General features: G+C 55.9%; 19 protein-coding genes. 9 read left to right on the top strand and 10 right to left on the bottom strand.

What is annotated here, in order from left to right:
* Positions 1–122: 122 nt before the first annotated feature.
* Positions 123–584, top strand: a complete 462-nt coding sequence (locus ACFIO0_RS09095) for an Lrp/AsnC ligand binding domain-containing protein (protein ID WP_390915025.1) — start codon at positions 123–125, stop codon at positions 582–584.
* On the opposite strand, the gene ACFIO0_RS09090 is transcribed toward ACFIO0_RS09095, so the two are convergent.
* Positions 581–1762 carry a cytochrome P450 gene (locus ACFIO0_RS09090; RefSeq protein ID WP_390915308.1) on the bottom strand — a complete coding sequence of 394 codons (1182 nt, stop codon included), beginning with the start codon at positions 1760–1762 and terminating at the stop codon, positions 581–583. The genes ACFIO0_RS09095 and ACFIO0_RS09090 overlap by 4 nt on opposite strands.
* A gap of 61 nt (positions 1763–1823) precedes the next feature.
* Between ACFIO0_RS09090 and ACFIO0_RS09085 the strand changes: the two genes are divergently transcribed.
* From ACFIO0_RS09085 to ACFIO0_RS09065, 5 genes are all read left to right on the top strand, one after another.
* The gene (locus ACFIO0_RS09085) at positions 1824–3572 is read left to right on the top strand and encodes an ATP-binding protein (RefSeq protein ID WP_390915024.1); all 1749 of its coding nucleotides are present in this window, start codon (positions 1824–1826) and stop codon (positions 3570–3572) included.
* On the top strand, positions 3569–4798 hold the full coding sequence (locus ACFIO0_RS09080; protein WP_390915023.1) for a response regulator: 1230 nt from the start codon (positions 3569–3571) through the stop codon (positions 4796–4798). Before ACFIO0_RS09085 ends, ACFIO0_RS09080 begins: the two co-directional genes overlap by 4 nt.
* 243 nt (positions 4799–5041) lie before the next feature.
* A complete protein-coding gene (locus ACFIO0_RS09075) occupies positions 5042–6043 on the top strand; it encodes a DctP family TRAP transporter solute-binding subunit (RefSeq protein WP_390915022.1) in 1002 nt (333 codons plus the stop codon).
* Between the two features lie 87 nt (positions 6044–6130).
* Positions 6131–6820: a TRAP transporter small permease subunit gene (locus tag ACFIO0_RS09070; protein ID WP_390915021.1), complete on the top strand. Its 690-nt coding sequence runs from the start codon at positions 6131–6133 to the stop codon at positions 6818–6820.
* A 3-nt stretch (positions 6821–6823) separates the two neighbouring features.
* Positions 6824–8218, top strand: a complete 1395-nt coding sequence (locus ACFIO0_RS09065) for a TRAP transporter large permease subunit (protein WP_390915020.1) — start codon at positions 6824–6826, stop codon at positions 8216–8218.
* A gap of 58 nt (positions 8219–8276) precedes the next feature.
* On the opposite strand, the gene tpiA is transcribed toward ACFIO0_RS09065, so the two are convergent.
* The 8 genes from tpiA to ACFIO0_RS09025 form a co-directional block, all read right to left on the bottom strand.
* Complete coding sequence (tpiA, locus tag ACFIO0_RS09060; RefSeq protein ID WP_390915019.1) at positions 8277–9017, bottom strand: triose-phosphate isomerase; 741 nt, start codon at positions 9015–9017, stop codon at positions 8277–8279.
* A 71-nt stretch (positions 9018–9088) separates the two neighbouring features.
* Positions 9089–9412 (bottom strand): TfoX/Sxy family protein, encoded by a 324-nt coding sequence (locus ACFIO0_RS09055; protein WP_390915018.1) that lies wholly within the window; start codon positions 9410–9412, stop codon positions 9089–9091.
* Positions 9412–9762: an iron-sulfur cluster assembly accessory protein gene (locus tag ACFIO0_RS09050; protein ID WP_390915017.1), complete on the bottom strand. Its 351-nt coding sequence runs from the start codon at positions 9760–9762 to the stop codon at positions 9412–9414. Before ACFIO0_RS09050 ends, ACFIO0_RS09055 begins: the two co-directional genes overlap by 1 nt.
* A 58-nt stretch (positions 9763–9820) precedes the next feature.
* Positions 9821–10177 carry an SUF system Fe-S cluster assembly protein gene (locus tag ACFIO0_RS09045; RefSeq protein ID WP_390915016.1) on the bottom strand — a complete coding sequence of 119 codons (357 nt, stop codon included), beginning with the start codon at positions 10175–10177 and terminating at the stop codon, positions 9821–9823.
* An 82-nt stretch (positions 10178–10259) separates the two neighbouring features.
* A complete protein-coding gene (gene rimK, locus ACFIO0_RS09040; RefSeq protein WP_390915015.1) occupies positions 10260–11639 on the bottom strand; it encodes a 30S ribosomal protein S6--L-glutamate ligase in 1380 nt (459 codons plus the stop codon).
* A 68-nt stretch (positions 11640–11707) separates the two neighbouring features.
* Positions 11708–12490 (bottom strand): enoyl-CoA hydratase-related protein, encoded by a 783-nt coding sequence (locus ACFIO0_RS09035; RefSeq protein ID WP_390915014.1) that lies wholly within the window; start codon positions 12488–12490, stop codon positions 11708–11710.
* A gap of 58 nt (positions 12491–12548) precedes the next feature.
* Entirely contained in the window at positions 12549–12824 is a 276-nt protein-coding gene (locus tag ACFIO0_RS09030; RefSeq protein WP_390915013.1) for an NfeD family protein, read from the bottom strand.
* Positions 12824–13717, bottom strand: coding sequence for an SPFH domain-containing protein (locus ACFIO0_RS09025; protein WP_390915012.1), 894 nt, complete (start codon positions 13715–13717; stop codon positions 12824–12826). Before ACFIO0_RS09025 ends, ACFIO0_RS09030 begins: the two co-directional genes overlap by 1 nt.
* Positions 13718–13831: 114 nt before the next feature.
* Between ACFIO0_RS09025 and tgt the strand changes: the two genes are divergently transcribed.
* The 3 genes from tgt to lon all read left to right on the top strand — a co-directional run bounded on the left by tgt (position 13832) and on the right by lon (position 18463).
* A complete protein-coding gene (gene tgt / locus ACFIO0_RS09020; protein WP_390915011.1) occupies positions 13832–14959 on the top strand; it encodes a tRNA guanosine(34) transglycosylase Tgt in 1128 nt (375 codons plus the stop codon).
* A 13-nt stretch (positions 14960–14972) separates the two neighbouring features.
* On the top strand, positions 14973–15875 hold the full coding sequence (locus ACFIO0_RS09015; protein WP_390915010.1) for an EamA family transporter: 903 nt from the start codon (positions 14973–14975) through the stop codon (positions 15873–15875).
* A 179-nt stretch (positions 15876–16054) separates the two neighbouring features.
* A complete protein-coding gene (lon, locus tag ACFIO0_RS09010; RefSeq protein ID WP_390915009.1) occupies positions 16055–18463 on the top strand; it encodes an endopeptidase La in 2409 nt (802 codons plus the stop codon).
* An 80-nt stretch (positions 18464–18543) separates the two neighbouring features.
* On the opposite strand, the gene ACFIO0_RS09005 is transcribed toward lon, so the two are convergent.
* Entirely contained in the window at positions 18544–18732 is a 189-nt protein-coding gene (locus ACFIO0_RS09005) for a hypothetical protein (protein ID WP_390915008.1), read from the bottom strand.
* Positions 18733–18756 lie beyond the last annotated feature (24 nt).

The following is an 18756-nucleotide window of genomic DNA, read 5'->3' as shown; positions in this document are numbered from 1 at the left end:
GACTTGACCCTCAATATAGGAAATATTCCCGCAAATACGCCATAGGCTGGCGCTGATAAGGATGTTTGTTCCGATTGAGTGGTCAAAAGGAACGAAATCGTAGAAATCAAAGGAACAGGCGAATGAGCGTTCGTATTGACGAAACAGATCGGAAAATCCTCTCGGAGCTGCAACGCGATGCCAGCCAATCTTTGGACGAAATCGCCAAAGCTGTGGGCAGTTCCAAGACGCCAGTGTGGAATCGCATCCGCAAATTGCGCGAGGCCGGGGTGATCGGTCAGCAGACGGTGTATCTGGATGCAGAGGCGCTGGGATTCGAGGCGTGTTTCTTTGTTTTGATCCGCACGTCAGAACACGAGGCCGAGTGGCAGGCGAAGTTTCTGAAGGCCCTGCAAGACCGCCCCGAAGTGCAAGAAGCGCACCGTTTGGCCGGCGACATCGACTATATTCTGAAGGTGCGCGTTCAGAATGCGCGGGCGTACGACGCGTTCTACCAAGCGCTGATTTCAGAAGTGCGGGTGCACAACGTCACGGCGCTTTTGTCGATGGAACAGATCAAATCGACAACGATGCTGCCGCTTTAGGGCGTCACAATCAGAGTTTCCAATTTGTGAAAATGGTAGCTGTTTGCGAATGTTGGCTGGGCGGGGAACGTCAAATCCGGCAATGCCGCAAACAGCATTGGCAGTGCAATCTGCAGCTCTAGCCGCGCCAAAGGGGCCCCGACACAAAAATGCACACCGCCGCCAAAGGCCAGATGTGCTTTGGCGTTGTGATTGGGGGCAAAATGATCCGCATTTGGCCAAAGCGCAGGGTCACGCCCCGCTGCCCCAAGCACCAATGCAATCTGTTGCCCTTTTCTGAGAGTGTGACCTAAAACGTCAATGTCTTCACAGGCATAGCGGGTGAAAATATGCAGGGGCGGATCGTAGCGTAGCAATTCTTCGACGATGTTTGCGATCCGGCCAGGTTCCAGGCAGGCACCTGTTTTTCCGTGTTCCACCAACGTTTTGATAGCGTTGCCCAGCGAATGCACGGTGGCCTCGTGTCCCGCATTCAACAGCAAAACACAGGTGCCAATCAGTTCGTCCGTGGACAGTTTTGTGCCATCCTCTTCTGCGGCAATCAGATGGGTGATCAGATCGTCACGCGGATCGTCACGTCGTGTTTCGATGTAGGTGCGCAAAAACGTCGCGAATTCGCGGGCGGCAATTTCTGCGGCGTCTTCGATCTGGCGGCTGCGGTTGGATTGATACATCGCGACCATTGCGTTGGACCAGCGTAGTAAATCGGCGCTGCGATCCTCGGGAACCCCCAAAAGGCGGGCAATCACGCGTACGGGCACTTGGGTACAAAAGGCAGGGATCAGATCAAAGGGCGCATCAGGAAAATCCGCGATCAGTTCGGCGCAGATTTCAGTGACATCATCATGCAGCGCGGCGATCCGGCGCGAGGTAAAGGCGCGCAAAACAAGGCCACGCAAACGCCGGTGCCCGTCACCTTCTTTCTCTAGCATCGAATGTTTCTCAACCGCATCAAAGGCTTGCAGGTGGTCCGGCACAGGCTTGCGCTGATCGAGCGGAACCTCGCGCCCCAACCGGCGATCACGCAAAAGCGCGTGAACCGTGGCATGATCAAAGGCGGCAAGCATCCCGTAGTCTTTCCAAAACACGATGGGCCCCTGTGTGCGGGCGTGGTCGTAAAATGCATAAGGGTCTTGCACAAACGCAGGATCGGTCGGTGATTTTGACAGCTCTTTCATGGCAACCACCAAAGCGTATGCGCGCTGGTATTTGCAAGGCACAGTTTGATAGGATGCGATCATGGGGCGCGGTGTTTTCAACAGATTAGTGATCGTATTGGCGTTTTTGGCGCTGGTGGCGGCCGTGTCAGGCGGCGTTTGGCGCTATGGATATGTGCAGGCGCTGACCCAACTGGCGCGGCAGGGCGCTGTCGATCTGGCCTTGGCCAGCGACCGTTTGACAGGGCAGTTGCAACGCTACCGCGAACTATCGGTGCTGACGGCGGATCGCGGCGAAGTCACGCAAGCCATTCGCGGGCAGAATGCGGCATCCGTCAAAGCACTACTGCTTGATATTGCGGATAAAACCGCCGCGTTAGATGTAATGTTGGTGGATCGAACAGGGCGTGTCGTTCAGGCGGCACGCAGCGATGCCGGCGCCGATCTGAGCCAAACCGTATACGTACGCCGCGCGATGCAGGGCGCGTTGGGTTGGGCGCACGGACTAAGTCGACCGCTTGCTGCGCGCGCATATTACTACGCGGCACCGGTGTTTGACGGGCAAAGCAAGGTGATCGGTGCCGTGGTTGTTGCGGCGAACATTGCGGGCATCGAATGGGATTGGGTCGGTGGCAACCCGGCCGTGTTTTTCACGGATCAAGCGGGCGAAGTGTTCATTTCCAACCGCTCTGAACTGGTGTTTTGGCGCAGACCTGCGGGGCAGGCGGGTTTGGTGCCTCCTGTTGGGCAAGCTCCTGATTTTGATAGTTACTTTCAAGGTCGGTTCGAGGTTTGGCAACTTGGGTGGGGGCCATATTTGCCGCAAAATGCACTGCATATCACACGCGAACTGCCGGTGATCGGATTTACCGGCGAAGTGTTGATGGATGTGCGACCTGCACGTCGTTTGGCGCGGCTGCAAGCGTCGGCTGTGGCAGCCCTTTTCCTCGCGTTTGGCGCATTGCTGTTTTTGGCCACAGAACGACGCCGCACTTTGGCCGAGGCGAACGCCCAGCTAGAGGCGCGCGTGGCGGCGCGCACCGCAGAATTGGAAGACACCAACACGCAACTGCGCGCACAGGCCAAAGAACGCGAACAAGCCCAAACCGCACTGGCGCGCGCGCAATCTGATTTGGTGCAGGCTGGCAAACTTAGCGCGTTGGGGCAGATGAGCGCGGGGATCAGCCACGAATTGAACCAACCGCTGATGGCGATCCGCTCGTTTGCGGAAAACGGCGCGCAATTCATGGAGCGGGGCAAGCCGGAGCGTGCGGGCGAAAACCTGATCCGCATTTCCGATCTGGCACGACGCATGGGGCGCATCATCAAAAACCTGCGCGCGTTTGCAAAACAAGAAAGCGAACCGTTGTCGCGGGTTGATTTGGTGGCAGTTCTGGACAGCGCGCTTGAGCTGATGCAACCGGGCATGGATCAGGCGGGTGTCGTTTTGAATTACGCCCGCTCGGATCATCCCATTTGGGTGCGCGGCGGAGAAGTCCGCCTTAGCCAAGTGTTTATCAATCTGATATCGAATGCGGTGGATGCGATGGATCAAAGCGTGGAAAAATCCATTGAAATCAGCATCAAAGAAGGTGATCTTCTGGTCGTCAGTATCTGTGATACAGGGCCCGGAATTGACATGCCCGACAAGGTTTTTGACCCGTTTTACACCACCAAAGAGGTCGGCGCGTCCGAAGGTATGGGGTTGGGATTGTCGATTTCTTATGGCATCGTCCAAAGCTTTGGTGGCGAAATTCGCGGTGCAAACACGCCGAGCGGGGCGATGTTCACCGTGCAACTGGAACGCTGGGATGAAGGGAATAACACGTGAGCATCCAGGTTTTGTTGGTTGATGATGACGCTGCCGTCCGCGACGCTGTGGCGCAAACGCTGGAATTGGCCGAGCTTGAGGCGATCACAGCCAGTTCGTTTGTTGCGGCCAAGGATCGGATCACACCCGATTTTGATGGTGTCATTTTGTCGGATATTCGGATGCCAGGGCGGGATGGTTTTCACCTTTTGGACTACGCCAAAGCCCAAGACCCCGACCTGCCTGTGATCTTGTTAACCGGCGAAGGTGACATTCCCATGGCTGTCCAAGCTATGGCGCAAGGCGCGTTTGGATTTTTGGAAAAACCCTGTGCACCCAGTGACTTACTTGCTGTTCTTCAACAAGCGCTTAAGACTCGTGGGCTGATTTTAGAAAACCGCAGGCTTAAACATTTGGTCGAAACCGGCGACCCTGCTGCGCGGATGTTGTTCGGTCAATCTGAACTGTCAGACAACCTGCGCGCCCGCGTGCGGCGCGTCGCGCAACTGGACGCTGAGGTGCTGATCACTGGCGCTCCTGGTACGGGTATTTCCAAGGTGGCCGAGGTGATCCACCTGAGTTCCGTGCGCTCAAAAGCGCCGTTTGTGAAACGTGCCGGGTCCGGCATGACGCCCGCGGTTTTGAGCGACGCCTTCGATGAGGCCGCAACCGGTTGCTTGTTCATTGACGAAATCGTGCAACTGCCCGCTGACACGCAATTGTCCCTGATTGAGGCGCTGGAACGCGGTGCGCAAACGCGGCTTTTTGCTGGCAGCACAGGCGATTTGCAGATGGCTGTGCAGGCCGGTCAAATGAATGCTGACTTGTTCTACCGTCTCGATGTGATGCCGGTGCGCATTCCGTCTTTGGCCGAACGGCCGGAGGATATTCCCGTGTTGTTCCGCCAATATGTGGCCTTAGCGAGCGAACAGGCGGGGCTGACTGCGCCAGAAATTAAACCGCAATTTGCGGCAGCCCTGATGACCCAAGATTGGCCCGGAAACGCGCGATCCTTAATGAGTGCCGCCATGCGGTTTGTGTTGGGCATGCCCGAGGACGTGACCCAAGCTGCCGAAATGGGGTTGTCAGAGCAGCTCGCGCGGGTTGAAAAATCACTGTTGGTCGCCGCATTGGGGCGTCACAACGGGCGCGCAATTGAGGCTGCAGAGGCGCTGAAATTACCGCGAAAAACCTTTTACGACAAGCTGACGCGCTACGGGATTCGGCCAGAAGATTTCCGCCGATAAGGCGTGTGGAAATCCGCACAAACGCGGTATTCACTGTGCGGATTCCCGCACACAAAGCGATGATGTGCTGCGCAAGCACATCGAGGAACTTCCTCAACGCTTTGTAATTTATAAATATTAATGCGATTTCCGCACGACCGACACAATTCGTTGCCGCGTCCTGTCAAATCCTATCAAATATGCTCGACGCAAGCCCAATGAGGCTGCGCACGACATTTTGAAAACTCTGGGAGGAGACATCTTATGAAAATCTTTACCGCCGCTGCTGTGGCCCTGACCATGTCCGTCAGTGCAGGTGCCGTTCAGGCCGCTTGTGATGATGGCGAAATCGTCATCAAATTCAGCCACGTTACCAACACCGACAAGCACCCAAAAGGCATCGCAGCCACTTTGCTTGAAAAGCGCGTGAACGAGGAAATGAACGGCAAAGCTTGCCTCGAAGTGTTCCCGAACTCGACGTTGTACAATGACAACCAAGTGCTTGAGGCGATGCTGCAAGGCGACGTTCAATTGGCGGCTCCGTCGCTGTCCAAATTCGAACAGTTCACCAAGCAATTCCGCATCTTTGATTTGCCGTTCATGTTCAAAAACATCAACGCTGTAGACGAGTTCCAGAACTCTGAAACCGGTCAGGCAATGAAAGAATCCATGACACGTCGTGGTCTTTTGGGCGTTGCGTTCTGGCACAACGGCATGAAGCAAATGTCGGCAAACGTGCCTTTGAACGTGCCATCTGATGCCAACGGTCTGAAGTTCCGCGTGCAAAACTCTGACGTGCTAAAGGCGCAAATGGCCGCGATGGGTGCATCCCCGCAGCCAATGGCGTTTTCCGAAGTGTACGGTGCTTTGCAAACCGGCGTTGTGGATGGTCAGGAAAACACCTGGTCCAACATCTACGGCAAAAAGTTCTTTGAAGTTCAAGACGGTGTGACCGAAACCGATCACGGCATCATCGACTATTTGCTGGTGACCTCGACTGATTTCTGGGACAGCCTGCCAGACGATGTCCGTGACCAGTTGGCCACCATCATCGAAGAAGTCACAGCCGCGCGTAACGGTGAATCGTCTTCTGTGAACGCGTCCAACAAGCAAGCGATCATCGATGCGGGCGGCACTGTGCGCACGCTAACAGCTGAGCAACGCGAAGTTTGGGTGTCCACGATGAAACCTGTTTGGGAAGAGTTTGTTGGCGACGTTGGCCAAGAAAACATCGACGCAGCCCAAGCGATCAACGCCAAGCACTAATCGCCAAAGTTATCGTGCCCGACCGGTTTGCAAACTGGTCGGGCGCAGTTTGCAAATACACCAAGATTTATCGGGGAGGGCAGGTCCGTGGCACAACGCTATGAACCCAAAACGGCGCTGGCGCGCTTTGTACACGAGTTCGAAGAGACCGTGATCGCGCTGTTGCTGGGCGCTATGACCATCATCACCTTTGCGAATGTCGTGTTGCGCTACGGCTTTGGCACTGGCCTGATCTGGGGTCTTGAAATGGTGACCTTCCTGTTCGCGTGGTTGGTGCTTTTTGGAGTGTCCTACGCTGTCAAAGTCACGGCCCATTTGGGTGTCGACGCCGTCATCAACCTGTTTTCACCACCCACCCGCAAACTGTTGGCATTGATTGCCGCCGCTGTTTGCCTTGTCTACGCAAGCTTGGTTCTAAAAGGCGCGTGGGACTACTGGGCGAACTTTGCCAACCTGCCACAGACCACGGGGCGCTGGTTCCCGACGGGGTTTGAGGAAATGAAACGCTCGTCTTATCGCGGCTGGTACGAGGTCATCGATATTCCGCTGCCAGAATGGCTGCGCTGGATCGAACCGATCATGAATGAGGGCGAAGAATACGAGAAAATTCCACGCTTTATTCCCTACGCGATCCTGCCCATTGGCATCGGCTTGCTGTTGTTCCGCTTTATCCAAGCCACCGTGCGTTTGGTCAAAGACGAGGCCACAAGCCTGATCGTCAGCCACGAGGCCGAAGACGATGTCGAAGCCGTCAAACACATGAACCAAGGGTCATAAGCTATGGAAGTCGCAGTTCTTTTCGCCATGGTTGTCACCATGATGCTGATCGGTGTGCCGATCGCGGTCTCGCTTGGCATGTCATCGATTATCTTTTTGCTGGTGCTGAGCGACACGTCGCTGGCGTCTATCGCGCAGACGTTGTTTCAGGCGATGGCCGGTCACTACACGCTGCTGGCAATCCCGTTTTTCATTCTGGCCTCGACGTTCATGTCGACAGGTGGTGTGGCGAAACGGATCATCCGGTTTTCCATCGCCTGCGTCGGGCATTTTCGCGGCGGTTTGGCGATTGCGGGCGTGTTTGCGTGCATGATCTTTGCAGCCTTGTCGGGCTCTTCGCCTGCCACTGTGGTTGCCATCGGATCCATCGTGATCGCCGCAATGACGCAGGCGGGCTACACCAAAGAATTCGCCGCAGGGGTGATTGCGAACGCAGGCACGCTTGGCATTTTGATTCCGCCGAGCATCGTGATGGTGGTCTACGCTTCTGCCACGGACGTGTCTGTGGGACGGATGTTTTTGGCAGGGATCATTCCGGGCCTGATGGCCGGCACGATGCTGATGATCACCATCTACATCATGGCGCGCATCAAAAATATGCCCGCAGGCCAATGGCAAGGATGGGGCGAAGTGCTACGCAGCTTTGGCGACGCGTTCTGGGGGCTGATGCTGATCGTGATCATCATGGTCGGAATTTACGGCATTCCGGGCCTGACCAAGGCGCTGTTCACGCCGACCGAAGCGGCTGCTGTGGCGTCGGTCTACGCATTCCTCGTCGCGGTGTTTGTCTACCGTGACATGGGCCCGCTGAGCCGCCCCGAGGGTGAGAAAAACCTGACCCTGCTGCAAAAACCGCATGCGATCATCACGGCGTTTTTTCACCGTGACGTGCGCGATGCGTTGTTTGAGGCGGGCAAGCTGACGGTCACGTTGATGTTCATCATTGCCAACGCGCTGATCCTGAAACACGTGCTGACAGATGAACAAATCCCGCAGCACATTGCCGAGGCGATGCTGAGCGCTGGCTTTGGCCCTGTAGTGTTTTTGATCCTCGTTAACGTGATTTTGCTGATTGGCGGGCAATTCATGGAACCGTCGGGTTTGTTGGTGATCGTGGCACCCTTGGTTTTCCCGATTGCGATTGAACTGGGCATTGATCCGATCCACTTGGGCATCATCATGGTCGTCAACATGGAGATCGGGATGATCACGCCGCCGGTTGGCTTGAACCTGTTCGTGACGTCCGGTGTGGCGGGCATGCCAATGATGTCAGTCGTGCGCGCAGCCTTGCCGTTCTTGGCCGTGCTGTTCGTGTTCCTGATCATGGTGACCTACATTCCAATCATCTCGACGTTCATTCCGAACGCGGTGATGGGGCCTGAGATCATTACGAATTAGGATAGCTGGGGTGCGAGGCGCTGCCTCGCGCTCCGGAGTATTTTGGATCAAGACAGGCTTAGGATGCGGCGAGGGCTGCGATGATTGGATTGAAGTCGTCGGCTTTGAGGCTGGCGCCGCCGACCAATGCGCCGTCGACGTTTTCTGCCTGAAAAATTTCGGCAGCGTTGCCCGGTTTTACGGAACCGCCGTACAGCAGGGAAATGTCGTTTGCGACCGTTGCGCCAAAACGTTCGGTGAGTTCGGCGCGGATAAAATCATGGACCTCTTTGATTTGATCCAGCGTCGGGACTTTGCCGGTGCCAATGGCCCAGATCGGTTCGTAGGCGACGACCAGATTGTCTGCGGTTGCGCCGTTGGGAACAGAGCCTGACAATTGCCCAGCGATGATATCCAGCGTGTTGTCGGCCTCGCGATCCTCAAGGCTTTCGCCGATGCACAGGATCGCAGTGAGCCCTGCGGCCCAAGTGGCTTTGGCCTTGGCGCGCACATCGCGGTTGCGTTCATTGCAGGCTTCGCGCCGCTCGGAATGGCCGACGATGACGTAGCTGGCACCAGCATCTGCAATCATCGGGGCCGACACGTCACCGGTGAATGCGCCGCCGTTCTCGTGGTGGCAATCTTGGGCTCCGATATGCAGGCTGTTTTCAGCACCGATTTCTGCTGCGCGGAACAAAAGTGGGGCAGGCGGGCAAATGACGACAGTGCAATCTGCAGGCGCTGCGAGTGCCGACAATTCCGCCAAAGCTGCGCTCGAGCCGTTCATTTTCCAGTTGCCTGCTGCCAGTTTACGCCGCATTGCTGATCCCCGTTTTTTGAATTTTCAACGTGGTAACACTTGGCGGCAGGGCGGGCAATGAATTGCGCGGTTTATAGGTGGGCGATTGCGCTTCGTGCCCAGTCACAGGCGGCAGATGCGTCATCACGCAGCTCGTCCGGTATTTCCCAATAGGGCATTGCGGATTGCGCGCCATTCTTGCGCTGATACGTCCAGCGAATCCAGCCTTCGGCCTCGTAGATGTCGATCATGTCGCCCGCGCCCTTTAGCAAAAGCGCCCCGTCGCTGCGCATTAACGCAAAGATCGAGCCGTCCAGGTAAATACCCAAACCGCCGAACATTTTTCGTGTTGTGAGAGGTCCCAAATCCGAGAAGAGGTCAGTGACAAAACCGATTTCTTCGTCGCTCAGTGCCATTACATGCCGTCGAACTTGATCGATTCACCGCAGCCACAGGCTTCGGTCACGTTGGGATTTTTGAACTTGAAGCCAGATTCCAGCAGCGAGGTTTCATAATCAATTTCGGTGCCAAACAGGAACATCTGCGCCATCGGCGCGATCAACACGCGCGCGCCGTCTTGTTCCACCACTTCGTCGTTGGGATCGCGTTCAGCCACGTAATCCATCGTGTATTCCATGCCCGCACAGCCGCCTTTTTTGACGCCGATGCGCAAGCCATTGTGCCCGCCAGACGCCATAAGTTTGGCAATTTGCGAGGCCGCTTTTGGCGTGATGGACACGGCATTTTTACCGGGAATGGAAAACATGGATCGGCTCCTTTGATCCTAAGTTAGGTGCACTGCATACGCATCACAAGCAGCGCGCTTACATAAAGCCCAGCTCGAGGCGGGCCTCGTCGGACATCATTTCCATGCCCCACGGTGGTTCCCAGACCAATTCCACATCGACCTGTTTGATGCCGGCAATGGGTTCAACTGCATCAGCGACCCAACCGGGCATTTCACCCGCAACAGGGCATCCGGGTGCGGTCAGCGACATCAGAACTTTGACTTCGTTGTCGGCGTTAATGTCGATGGTGTAGATCAGGCCCAGCTCGTAAATATTCACTGGAATTTCAGGGTCATAGACCGAGCGGCACGCCTCGACCACGGCGTCATACATCGGGTGATCAGTGGTTGATGGCACAATCAAAGGTGCGCCTTCTAGCATTTCGTTGGACATTGTGGCTCCGGTCTATTCGTCTTTTGGCGTTTCCTGAGTGTTTATATAGGGTTTGCGTTGGCCCCCGTCCAGTGGCGGCGCGTTACACCTTACGCTTTCGTGCGGGTTGCGGGCGCACGCGTTCTTCGATCATGTCATAGATCAGGCCGACAATGTCCTTGCCAGATGCCTTTTCGATGCCCTCAAATCCGGGGGATGAATTGACCTCTAACACTTTGGGGCCGGTTTCAGAGCGCAGCAGATCAACGCCGGCCTTGCCCAGATTGAATGCGCGGGCGGCTTTTAACGCTGTCTCGCGTTCTTCTTTTGAAATGCGCACAACTTTGGCAGATCCGCCGCGGTGCAGATTGGATCGGAAATCGCCGTCAGCCCCTGTGCGTTTCATCGCCGCCACGACTTTGCCACCGACGACCAAGCAACGGATGTCTTCGCCCGCAGCCTCTTTCACAAAATCCTGCACCAAAAAGTTGGCGCGCAAGCCACGGAATGCGTCGATGACAGACTCGGCGGCCTTTTTGGTTTCGGCCAAAACAACGCCTTTGCCTTGGGTGGATTCCAGCAGTTTCACAATCATGGGCGCTGTGCCGACCAAACCCATCAGGTTGGTGGTGTCTTTGGGGGATGCGGCAAAGGCGGTGGTCGGCATGCCGATCTGTTTAGAGGCTAAAACCTGATGCGCGTGTAATTTGTCGCGCGACGCGGTGATCCCGGCCGAGCCGTTCACACAATAGGTGCCGATGGTTTCGAACTGCCGGATCACCGCGCAGCCGTAGGGCGTGATCGAGGCCCCGATACGCGGCACAACCGCATCAAAGCGGGGCAGGCGTTTGCCGTCGTAGTGCACTTCGGGCGACATCGCGTTGATCGCCATGTAGCAGCGGGTGGTGTCGATGACCTCGACCACGTGACCGCGCGCTTCGCCCACATCGACCAGACGCTGTGTGGAATAGTTCGCCTCGCGGCTTAGCACCGCAATCCGCAAGGCGCGTTTGGGGGCACTGCGACGCATATCGGCGGAATGGTACACATCATAGCTCAGGTCCGGTTGCAGCCGCTTTTCTGAGGCCGTGATTGAAATGTGGTCTTGCAAGGCTTGGCGCCCCAGCAACATGCGGCTGTTCATGCCGGCACGGTTGGTCAGCGTCACCTCGATGGGCCAGCTTTGACCTGCCACGTGTAAATCGACTTCGATCACGTAGCGCAATTCGGATTCGCCATTGGACGAGGTCACCTCGCGCCGGTCCACAATATCGGCAGAGCAGGTGATCGTGACGCGGTCGTTGCCCGCGATGGGATGCACCAAAAACCGCACTTTGGGTTTTGCCGCAGGCCCGAACACTTCGATGTCATGGGCATGCAACGCGGACGTGCGCGCGCCGGTGTCGATTTTAGCCTTTAACGCAGGAAGCCCCAGGCCGGGCAATGCGATCCATTCTTCCCAGCCGAAATTCAGATTTTCCATGTGATGTCGTTCCCCCCTGTGAACGCTCAGGCTAGCAGGGGTTGGGCATCCTCACAACAGGAACGGCGTTAACCTTTGAACTTGCTGGTTTTTTCAGCGGCAAGGCGACCTTTGTCCATAAAGTGACTGACCATGACGGGGGTGGCGAGCGCGTAGGCTTGGTCCAGCGGCAGGTCGCGATGCGCGTGTAGGGCGGCTTTGCCGGCGCTGATCGGCCCTGCGTTGCGGGTGGCAAGCTTGGTCGCGAAACCGTGCGCGTGTTCGTACAAGGTATCAGAGGCGATCACTTCGTTGATCAGTCCTGCATTCAACGCCCAATCTGCCGATTTATTTTCGCCCGACAGCAGCAATTCCATCAGGTGTTTGTGCCCGATGCTGCGCGAGACACCAACGGCAGGCGTGGTGCAGAACCCGCCGTTGTTCACACCCGGCAGGCAGAATTGCGCGCGCGGGCTGGCAAAGGCCAGATCACAGGACGCCATCATTTGCAGGCCAGCAGCCGTGGCGATGCCGTCAACCACAGCGATTGTCGGTTTCGCAAAGGTAGCGAGGGTTTGCATCATCTGTGCGCAGGCGTCGAACAGTTCATGCAAGAACGCCTCGCCGTGGTCATCCGCGGCGCGGTGGCGGTTGATTTCTTTCAGGTCGTGGCCTGCGCAAAAGATGTGGCCGGGGGCGGACAGGATCACGACGTTCACGTCAGGATCACCCGCGGCATCGTGCAGGTGTGCGTGAATGCTTTGGATCATCGCCAGCGACAAGGGATGCGCGGGGGCGGCCCCCAAGGTCAATGTGCGCACGCCATCTGCGTCTGTGGCATCAACAAGCGGACAAGATTGCATCTGGTTCATCGCGGCACCCTTTTGATCTGCATCAGCACTGTGCCGCGATACGTGTGTTGGTTCAAGTTCAGTCGTTGATGTCGTGCATCACGCGGCGTGCGCCACTGCTTTGCTTGCGAAACATCACCCGCAAGACGATCCAAGACACCAAAGATAACCCTGTGAACACGGCGATGGCCACGGGGGCGGTCATGGCGGTGGGGAACAGGGCAATGATACCTGTCATGATCACAGCGCCGATGGCAAAGCCCAGAAAGATAAAGCCGGGCAACAGCACCTCGAGCACCGCCAACCCCAAGGCCGTGGCAAGCCAGACCCACCAGATCGAAACCAGCATGTCCATCAGCCTTTGCCCTTCAACAGTTTGAACGCATCGCCAAAGGCTTCAAGCGCTTGGGCGGGGATCAGAATTGTGGAACTGCCAGCGCCAGCACCCATTTTGTTGATGGATTCGACCTGCTTTAGGGCAATCTGGTACTGCGCCGCTTCCAGCCCGTTTTCGTTGATCGCGGTGGCAACCACTTGGGTGGCATAGGCCTCGGCATCGGCCAGAACCCGACGCGCCTTGGCGGTTTGCTCGGACGCATACAGTTCAGCGTCGGCAGACAGTTCGACCGCACGTTTGGACCCTTCGGCCTCGGTCACTTGCGCACGACGCGCACGTTCGGCATTCAGTTGCTGCATCATGGCGTTGCGGGTGGCTTGGTCCAGGTTCACGTCCAGAATTTCGGCGCGCGTCACCTCGATGCCCCAATCATCAACAGCGCTTTCCACATGTGTTTGGATCGTCTCGATCAAGGAAGACCGGTTGGCCTGCACCTCGTCCAGATCCATTTTACCCAGTTCGGCACGGACAATACCTGCAACGGTGGTCGAAATGGCGCTGTCGACGTCGCGAATACGGTAGACTGTCTTTTCCGGCTCGATAATGCGGTAGAACACCGACGTGTCCACCTGCACCAACACGTTATCACGCGTGATCGCGTCTTGGGATGCGGTTGGCAGCTGACGTTCCAGAATAGAAATTTTATGCGCCACCCGATCAAGGAACGGCACGATCATGTTGATCCCAGGCCCAAGCACCGAATGCAGCCGCCCAAAGCGTTCAATCACATGCTGTTCTGACTGTGACACGATGCGGACCGATTTGAACACCAGCACGATGAACAGCAAAGCCAGCAGGATGTAGATTACGTTTTGTTGCAACAGGTCCAGTATCAGGTCTTCGAACGGCATATATGTATCCTTAAATGTACTATTGCCGCTATATATGGGGATTTTTGGCGAAATTTCAAGCGATAGACGTGCAACAGGGCTTGGCCCAAGACGCGTTTTGCGCCACAGGAGGGCATGACCAAAATTAGTTATGAAGTACACGCCACTGATGGCAAAGCCCGCACCGGCGTGATCAAAACGCCGCGTGGCGATATCCGCACGCCTGCGTTCATGCCTGTGGGCACGGCCGCCACCGTCAAAGCGATGATGCCCGAAAGCGTGCGCGCCACAGGGGCCGACATTTTGCTGGGCAACACCTATCACCTGATGCTGCGCCCGACGGCTGAACGGATCGACCGTTTGGGGGGCTTGCACAAGTTCATGAACTGGGATCGCCCAATCCTGACGGACAGTGGTGGGTTCCAAGTGATGAGCCTTGCCAGCCTGCGCAAGCTGACCGAAAAAGGTGTGACGTTCAAATCCCACATCGACGGATCCAAGCACGAGATCACGCCAGAGCGGTCGATGGACATCCAAAAGCTGCTCGGCTCTGACATTGTCATGTGTTTTGACGAATGCCCCGCGCTGCCAGCGGATCGTGATCGCATCGCCGAAAGCATGCGTTTGTCGATGCGCTGGGCTGAACGCTCAAAGGATGCGTTCGGGGATCGCCCCGGTCATGCGCTGTTCGGCATCCAACAAGGCGGGCTTGAGCAGGATTTTCGCGAGGAATCAGCCGAGGCGCTGAAGAACATCGGATTTGACGGTTACGCGGTGGGCGGTCTGGCTGTGGGCGAGGGGCAACAGGCGATGTTCGATTGCCTCGATTACGCGCCCGATCAGCTTCCTGTCGATAAACCGCGCTACTTGATGGGTGTTGGCAAACCCGACGATATTGTGGGCGCTGTGGCCCGTGGCATCGACATGATGGACTGCGTGCTGCCGTCGCGTTCAGGGCGCACGGGGCAGGTGTTCACGCGCGCCGGTGTGGTCAACATCAAGAATGCGCGCCACGCGGATGATCCGCGCCCTCTGGATGAAAATTGCAGCTGTCCGGCCTGTTCGAACTACAGCCGCGCCTATCTGCATCACGTGTTTCGCAGCAACGAGATGATCTCGGGGATGTTGCTGACCTGGCATAACCTGCAGTACTTTCAGGACATTATGGACGGCATGCGCCACGCAATCGCCGCTGGCACGTTCACGCAGTGGCAGTCTGATTTCCATTCAGGGCGCGCGCAGGGCGACATAGAACCCTTATGAAACGCACAATCCTGTGAAAAGCACTTTGGCCCCATCTTTGTGGCTGGTGATCGGCGGCGTGATCTGGGGTTTGTTCTGGATCCCGCTGCGGATGCTGGGCGAGGCGGGGTTTCAAGCCGCGTGGTCCGGGTTTTCGATCTATGCCGTCAGCGCGCTGATCATGTTGCCGGTGATCGTGATGCGGGCGCGCAGCCTGTGGGCAGGGGGGCTAGCCCTGCTGATTTGTGGCGCACTGACCGGCACGGCCCTCAGCCTGTATGCCACCAGCATCTATTTCACCGATGTGATCCGCGTGATCCTTTTGTTCTACCTCGCACCCGTTTGGGGCACGCTGCTGGGGTTGGTGTTCTTGGGTGAACGGCTGACGTGGTTCCGCGTTTTGGCCTTGGTCATGGGGCTTGGAGGTTTGATCGTGGTGCTGTCACCAAACGGCGCGTTCCCACGCCCCCAAGGCATCGGCGATTGGATGGCGCTGTTGTCGGGCATCGCGTGGTCGCTCGGCAGTCTGCAATTGTACCGATTGCAACGGGTGGCACCGATCGATCAAATGATCGCCTTTATCGTGGGCGGATTGGTCGTCACGGCGCTAATGCTGGCGCTGGGCGGCGATATCATGGGCAAAACACCCGAAATTAGCGACATTCAGGCGGCTTGGGTTTTGATTTTGGTCATCGGCATTTTGACCCTGCCAATGTTCTTCCTGACGATCTGGCCCTGCGCATATCTAACGCCGGGACGGGTTGGGGTGCTGCTCATGAGCGAAGTCGTCGTGGCGGTCATATCGGCCGCGGTACTGACCGATGAAACCTTTGGCCTGCGCGAAGCATTGGGCACCGGATTGATCGTTTCCGCCGCTTTGGTCGAAGTCGCAGGACCATTTTTTACGCGAACTTCGAAGACGCATAAACAATCTTAAGAGTTTTCTGTAATTAATCAGGGCAATTGGGGCAGACAGCATTGCACCCACCGCGCCAGAAGGCCATTCTAACCCTTGAAACAGGCAGGCAAGATAACAATCTGTTAACTCCGAGAAGGAGACAGCTGAGAGTTGCCTAATAAGGGACCGCGCTGTCTTGCCAAACTAAGGAAAAGAGCATGCAAGAGCCATTGAACGCATCATACCCCGTATTGCCATTGCGCGATATCGTGGTCTTCCCGCACATGATTGTCCCGCTGTTCGTCGGCCGTGATAAATCGGTGCGTGCGCTAGAAGAAGTGATGGCAGACGACAAACAAATCCTGTTGTCGAGCCAGATGGATCCGTCCGAAGATGACCCTGAAAGCGACGGCATTTACAAGGCGGGCGTGCTGGCCAATGTGCTGCAATTGCTCAAGCTACCTGATGGCACGGTCAAGGTCTTGGTCGAAGGTCAAGCACGTGTGCGCATCACAGAATACCTTGAAAACGATAGCTTTTTCGAGGCGCGCGCCGAATACCTGACCGAAATGCCGGGTGACGTTGCCACGACAGAGGCGCTGTTGCGCACGGTTGGCGACGAATTTGAACGCTACGCCAAGGTCAAGAAAAACATCCCCGAAGAGGCGCTTGCCGCTGTTGGTGAATCGACTGAGCCTGCAAAACTGGCCGACCTCGTGGCCGGCCACTTGGGCATCGAAGTTGAACAAAAGCAGGACCTGCTTGAAACATTATCGATCTCGGAACGTCTGGAAAAGGTCTATGGTCTGATGCAGGGCGAAATGTCCGTTTTGCAAGTCGAGAAAAAGATCAAAACCCGCGTCAAAACCCAGATGGAACGCACGCAACGCGAATACTATCTGAACGAACAGATGAAGGCGATCCAACAAGAATTGGGCGACGGCGAAGACGGCAAAAACGAGATCGAAGAGCTCGAATCAAAGATCGCCGAGACCAAGCTGAGCAAAGAAGCGCGCGAAAAAGTCGACGCTGAAGTCAAAAAACTGAAGAATATGTCGCCAATGTCCGCCGAAGCGACAGTGGTGCGTAATTATTTAGATTGGATTTTAGGCGTTCCATGGGGCGTGAAATCCCGTGTGAAAAAAGACCTGAGCCGCGCTGAAAAGATCCTCGATGACGATCACTACGGTCTAGACAAGGTCAAAGAGCGCATCGTGGAATACCTCGCGGTGCAACAACGTTCGACCAAGATCAAAGGCCCGATCATGTGCTTGGTTGGCCCTCCGGGTGTTGGTAAAACGTCGCTAGGTAAATCTGTTGCCAAGGCAACGGGACGCGAATTCATTCGCATTTCATTGGGCGGGGTGCGCGATGAATCCGAAATTCGTGGTCACCGTCGCACGTACATCGGCTCGATGCCGGGTAAGATCATTCAGGCGTTGAAAAAGGCGAAAACGACTAATCCACTGATCTTGCTCGATGAAATTGACAAAATGGGACAAGACTTTCGTGGCGATCCAGCATCAGCCATGCTTGAGGTTCTTGATCCGGAACAAAACGGTACGTTTGTCGATCACTATTTAGAGGTCGAATATGACCTGTCGAACGTGATGTTCCTGACCACGTCCAACAGCTACAATATGCCTGGCCCGTTGCTTGATCGGATGGAAATCATTCCACTTGCTGGTTACACAGAGGACGAAAAACGCGAGATCGCAAAACAGCATCTTGTCGCCAAACAGGTTAAAAACCACGGCCTGAAAAAAGGCGAATTTGAACTTCAAGAAGATGCTTTGACATCGATCATCCGTCACTACACGCGCGAAGCAGGGGTTCGGAATCTCGAACGTGAAATTGCAAAAACCGCGCGTAAGTCGTTGACTAAAATCATCAAAAAGGAAGCGGAATCTGTCACGGTTTCTGCCGACAACCTTGATGAGTTCTTGGGCGTTCCAAAATATCGCTATGGTTTGGCCGAAAAAGAGGACCAGATTGGTGTAGTGACAGGTTTGGCATACACTTCCGTTGGTGGAGAGCTTTTGCAGATCGAAGCGTTGAACTTGCCCGGTAAGGGGCGAATGAAAACAACTGGTAAGCTTGGCGATGTGATGAAGGAATCCATCGACGCTGCGTCGTCTTATGTGCGCTCTATCAGCCCGAGAATCGGGGTAAAGCCGACCAAATTCGACAAAATCGACATCCACGTGCACGTTCCAGATGGTGCCACTCCAAAAGATGGCCCGTCAGCTGGCTTGGCAATGGTCACATCAATTGTGTCGGTTTTGACGGGTATTCCCGTGCGTAAAGACATCGCAATGACCGGCGAAGTGTCCCTTCGTGGCAATGCAATGCCGATCGGGGGCCTTAAAGAGAAACTTTTAGCTGCCTTAAGGGGTGGAATCAAAACAGTTCTGATTCCCGAAGAAAACGAAAAGGACTTACCGGATATTCCGGACAATGTGAAAGCTGGACTTGAGATTATTCCTGTTTCGCATGTGTCAGAGGTACTCAAGCATGCTCTGACCTCTGTACCGGACGCGATCGAATGGGATGAAGCTGCGGAAGAGGCGGCAGCTGCTGCGGCCGCGGCGTCCCAAGGTGTTCAACCTGCGGCAACTGCACACTGACGCATCGTTGATTTTAGAAAATAAGAAGGCCGCTCAAATGGTTGAGCGGCCTTTGTCAGTTTAACGGTGTTTTCTGCAGTTCAGTCTAGCACCGGAATTGCCATAAGAAGCGCGAGCATCGCAACCATCGCGGTCGCACTTGAACTGCTGGCGGTCGTTTCTTGCGCGATCAACACAGGCGTCACGATCGGGTCACTCAGTGATCCTGCCATGGCAGGCGCTGCCCCAAGAGCGATGAGTGCGGCCGCTGCATATAGTGAATTTTTCATTGTTACTCCCCAGATTTTTTACAA

Source organism: Pseudosulfitobacter sp. SM2401, assembly GCF_042932805.1.
In the GTDB taxonomy this organism is placed as follows: domain Bacteria; phylum Pseudomonadota; class Alphaproteobacteria; order Rhodobacterales; family Rhodobacteraceae; genus Ascidiaceihabitans.
This window is presented reverse-complemented; position numbering and strand designations above follow the sequence as displayed.

What these genes read in the sequence shown, in the direction of transcription:
- ACFIO0_RS09025 (WP_390915012.1), bottom strand. Translation starts at nt 13,717, where the DNA reads ATGCCGTTCGAAGACCTGATACTGGACCTGTTGCAACAAAACGTAATC.
- rimK (WP_390915015.1), bottom strand. Translation starts at nt 11,639, where the DNA reads ATGGAAAATCTGAATTTCGGCTGGGAAGAATGGATCGCATTGCCCGGC.
- ACFIO0_RS09075 (WP_390915022.1), top strand. Translation starts at nt 5,042, where the DNA reads ATGAAAATCTTTACCGCCGCTGCTGTGGCCCTGACCATGTCCGTCAGT.
- ACFIO0_RS09095 (WP_390915025.1), top strand. Translation starts at nt 123, where the DNA reads ATGAGCGTTCGTATTGACGAAACAGATCGGAAAATCCTCTCGGAGCTG.
- ACFIO0_RS09005 (WP_390915008.1), bottom strand. Translation starts at nt 18,732, where the DNA reads ATGAAAAATTCACTATATGCAGCGGCCGCACTCATCGCTCTTGGGGCA.
- ACFIO0_RS09090 (WP_390915308.1), bottom strand. Translation starts at nt 1,762, where the DNA reads ATGAAAGAGCTGTCAAAATCACCGACCGATCCTGCGTTTGTGCAAGAC.
- ACFIO0_RS09035 (WP_390915014.1), bottom strand. Translation starts at nt 12,490, where the DNA reads ATGAACCAGATGCAATCTTGTCCGCTTGTTGATGCCACAGACGCAGAT.
- ACFIO0_RS09055 (WP_390915018.1), bottom strand. Translation starts at nt 9,412, where the DNA reads ATGGCACTGAGCGACGAAGAAATCGGTTTTGTCACTGACCTCTTCTCG.
- tpiA (WP_390915019.1), bottom strand. Translation starts at nt 9,017, where the DNA reads ATGCGGCGTAAACTGGCAGCAGGCAACTGGAAAATGAACGGCTCGAGC.
- ACFIO0_RS09085 (WP_390915024.1), top strand. Translation starts at nt 1,824, where the DNA reads ATGGGGCGCGGTGTTTTCAACAGATTAGTGATCGTATTGGCGTTTTTG.
- ACFIO0_RS09045 (WP_390915016.1), bottom strand. Translation starts at nt 10,177, where the DNA reads ATGTCCAACGAAATGCTAGAAGGCGCACCTTTGATTGTGCCATCAACC.
- lon (WP_390915009.1), top strand. Translation starts at nt 16,055, where the DNA reads ATGCAAGAGCCATTGAACGCATCATACCCCGTATTGCCATTGCGCGAT.
- ACFIO0_RS09030 (WP_390915013.1), bottom strand. Translation starts at nt 12,824, where the DNA reads ATGGACATGCTGGTTTCGATCTGGTGGGTCTGGCTTGCCACGGCCTTG.
- ACFIO0_RS09050 (WP_390915017.1), bottom strand. Translation starts at nt 9,762, where the DNA reads ATGTTTTCCATTCCCGGTAAAAATGCCGTGTCCATCACGCCAAAAGCG.
- ACFIO0_RS09065 (WP_390915020.1), top strand. Translation starts at nt 6,824, where the DNA reads ATGGAAGTCGCAGTTCTTTTCGCCATGGTTGTCACCATGATGCTGATC.
- tgt (WP_390915011.1), top strand. Translation starts at nt 13,832, where the DNA reads ATGACCAAAATTAGTTATGAAGTACACGCCACTGATGGCAAAGCCCGC.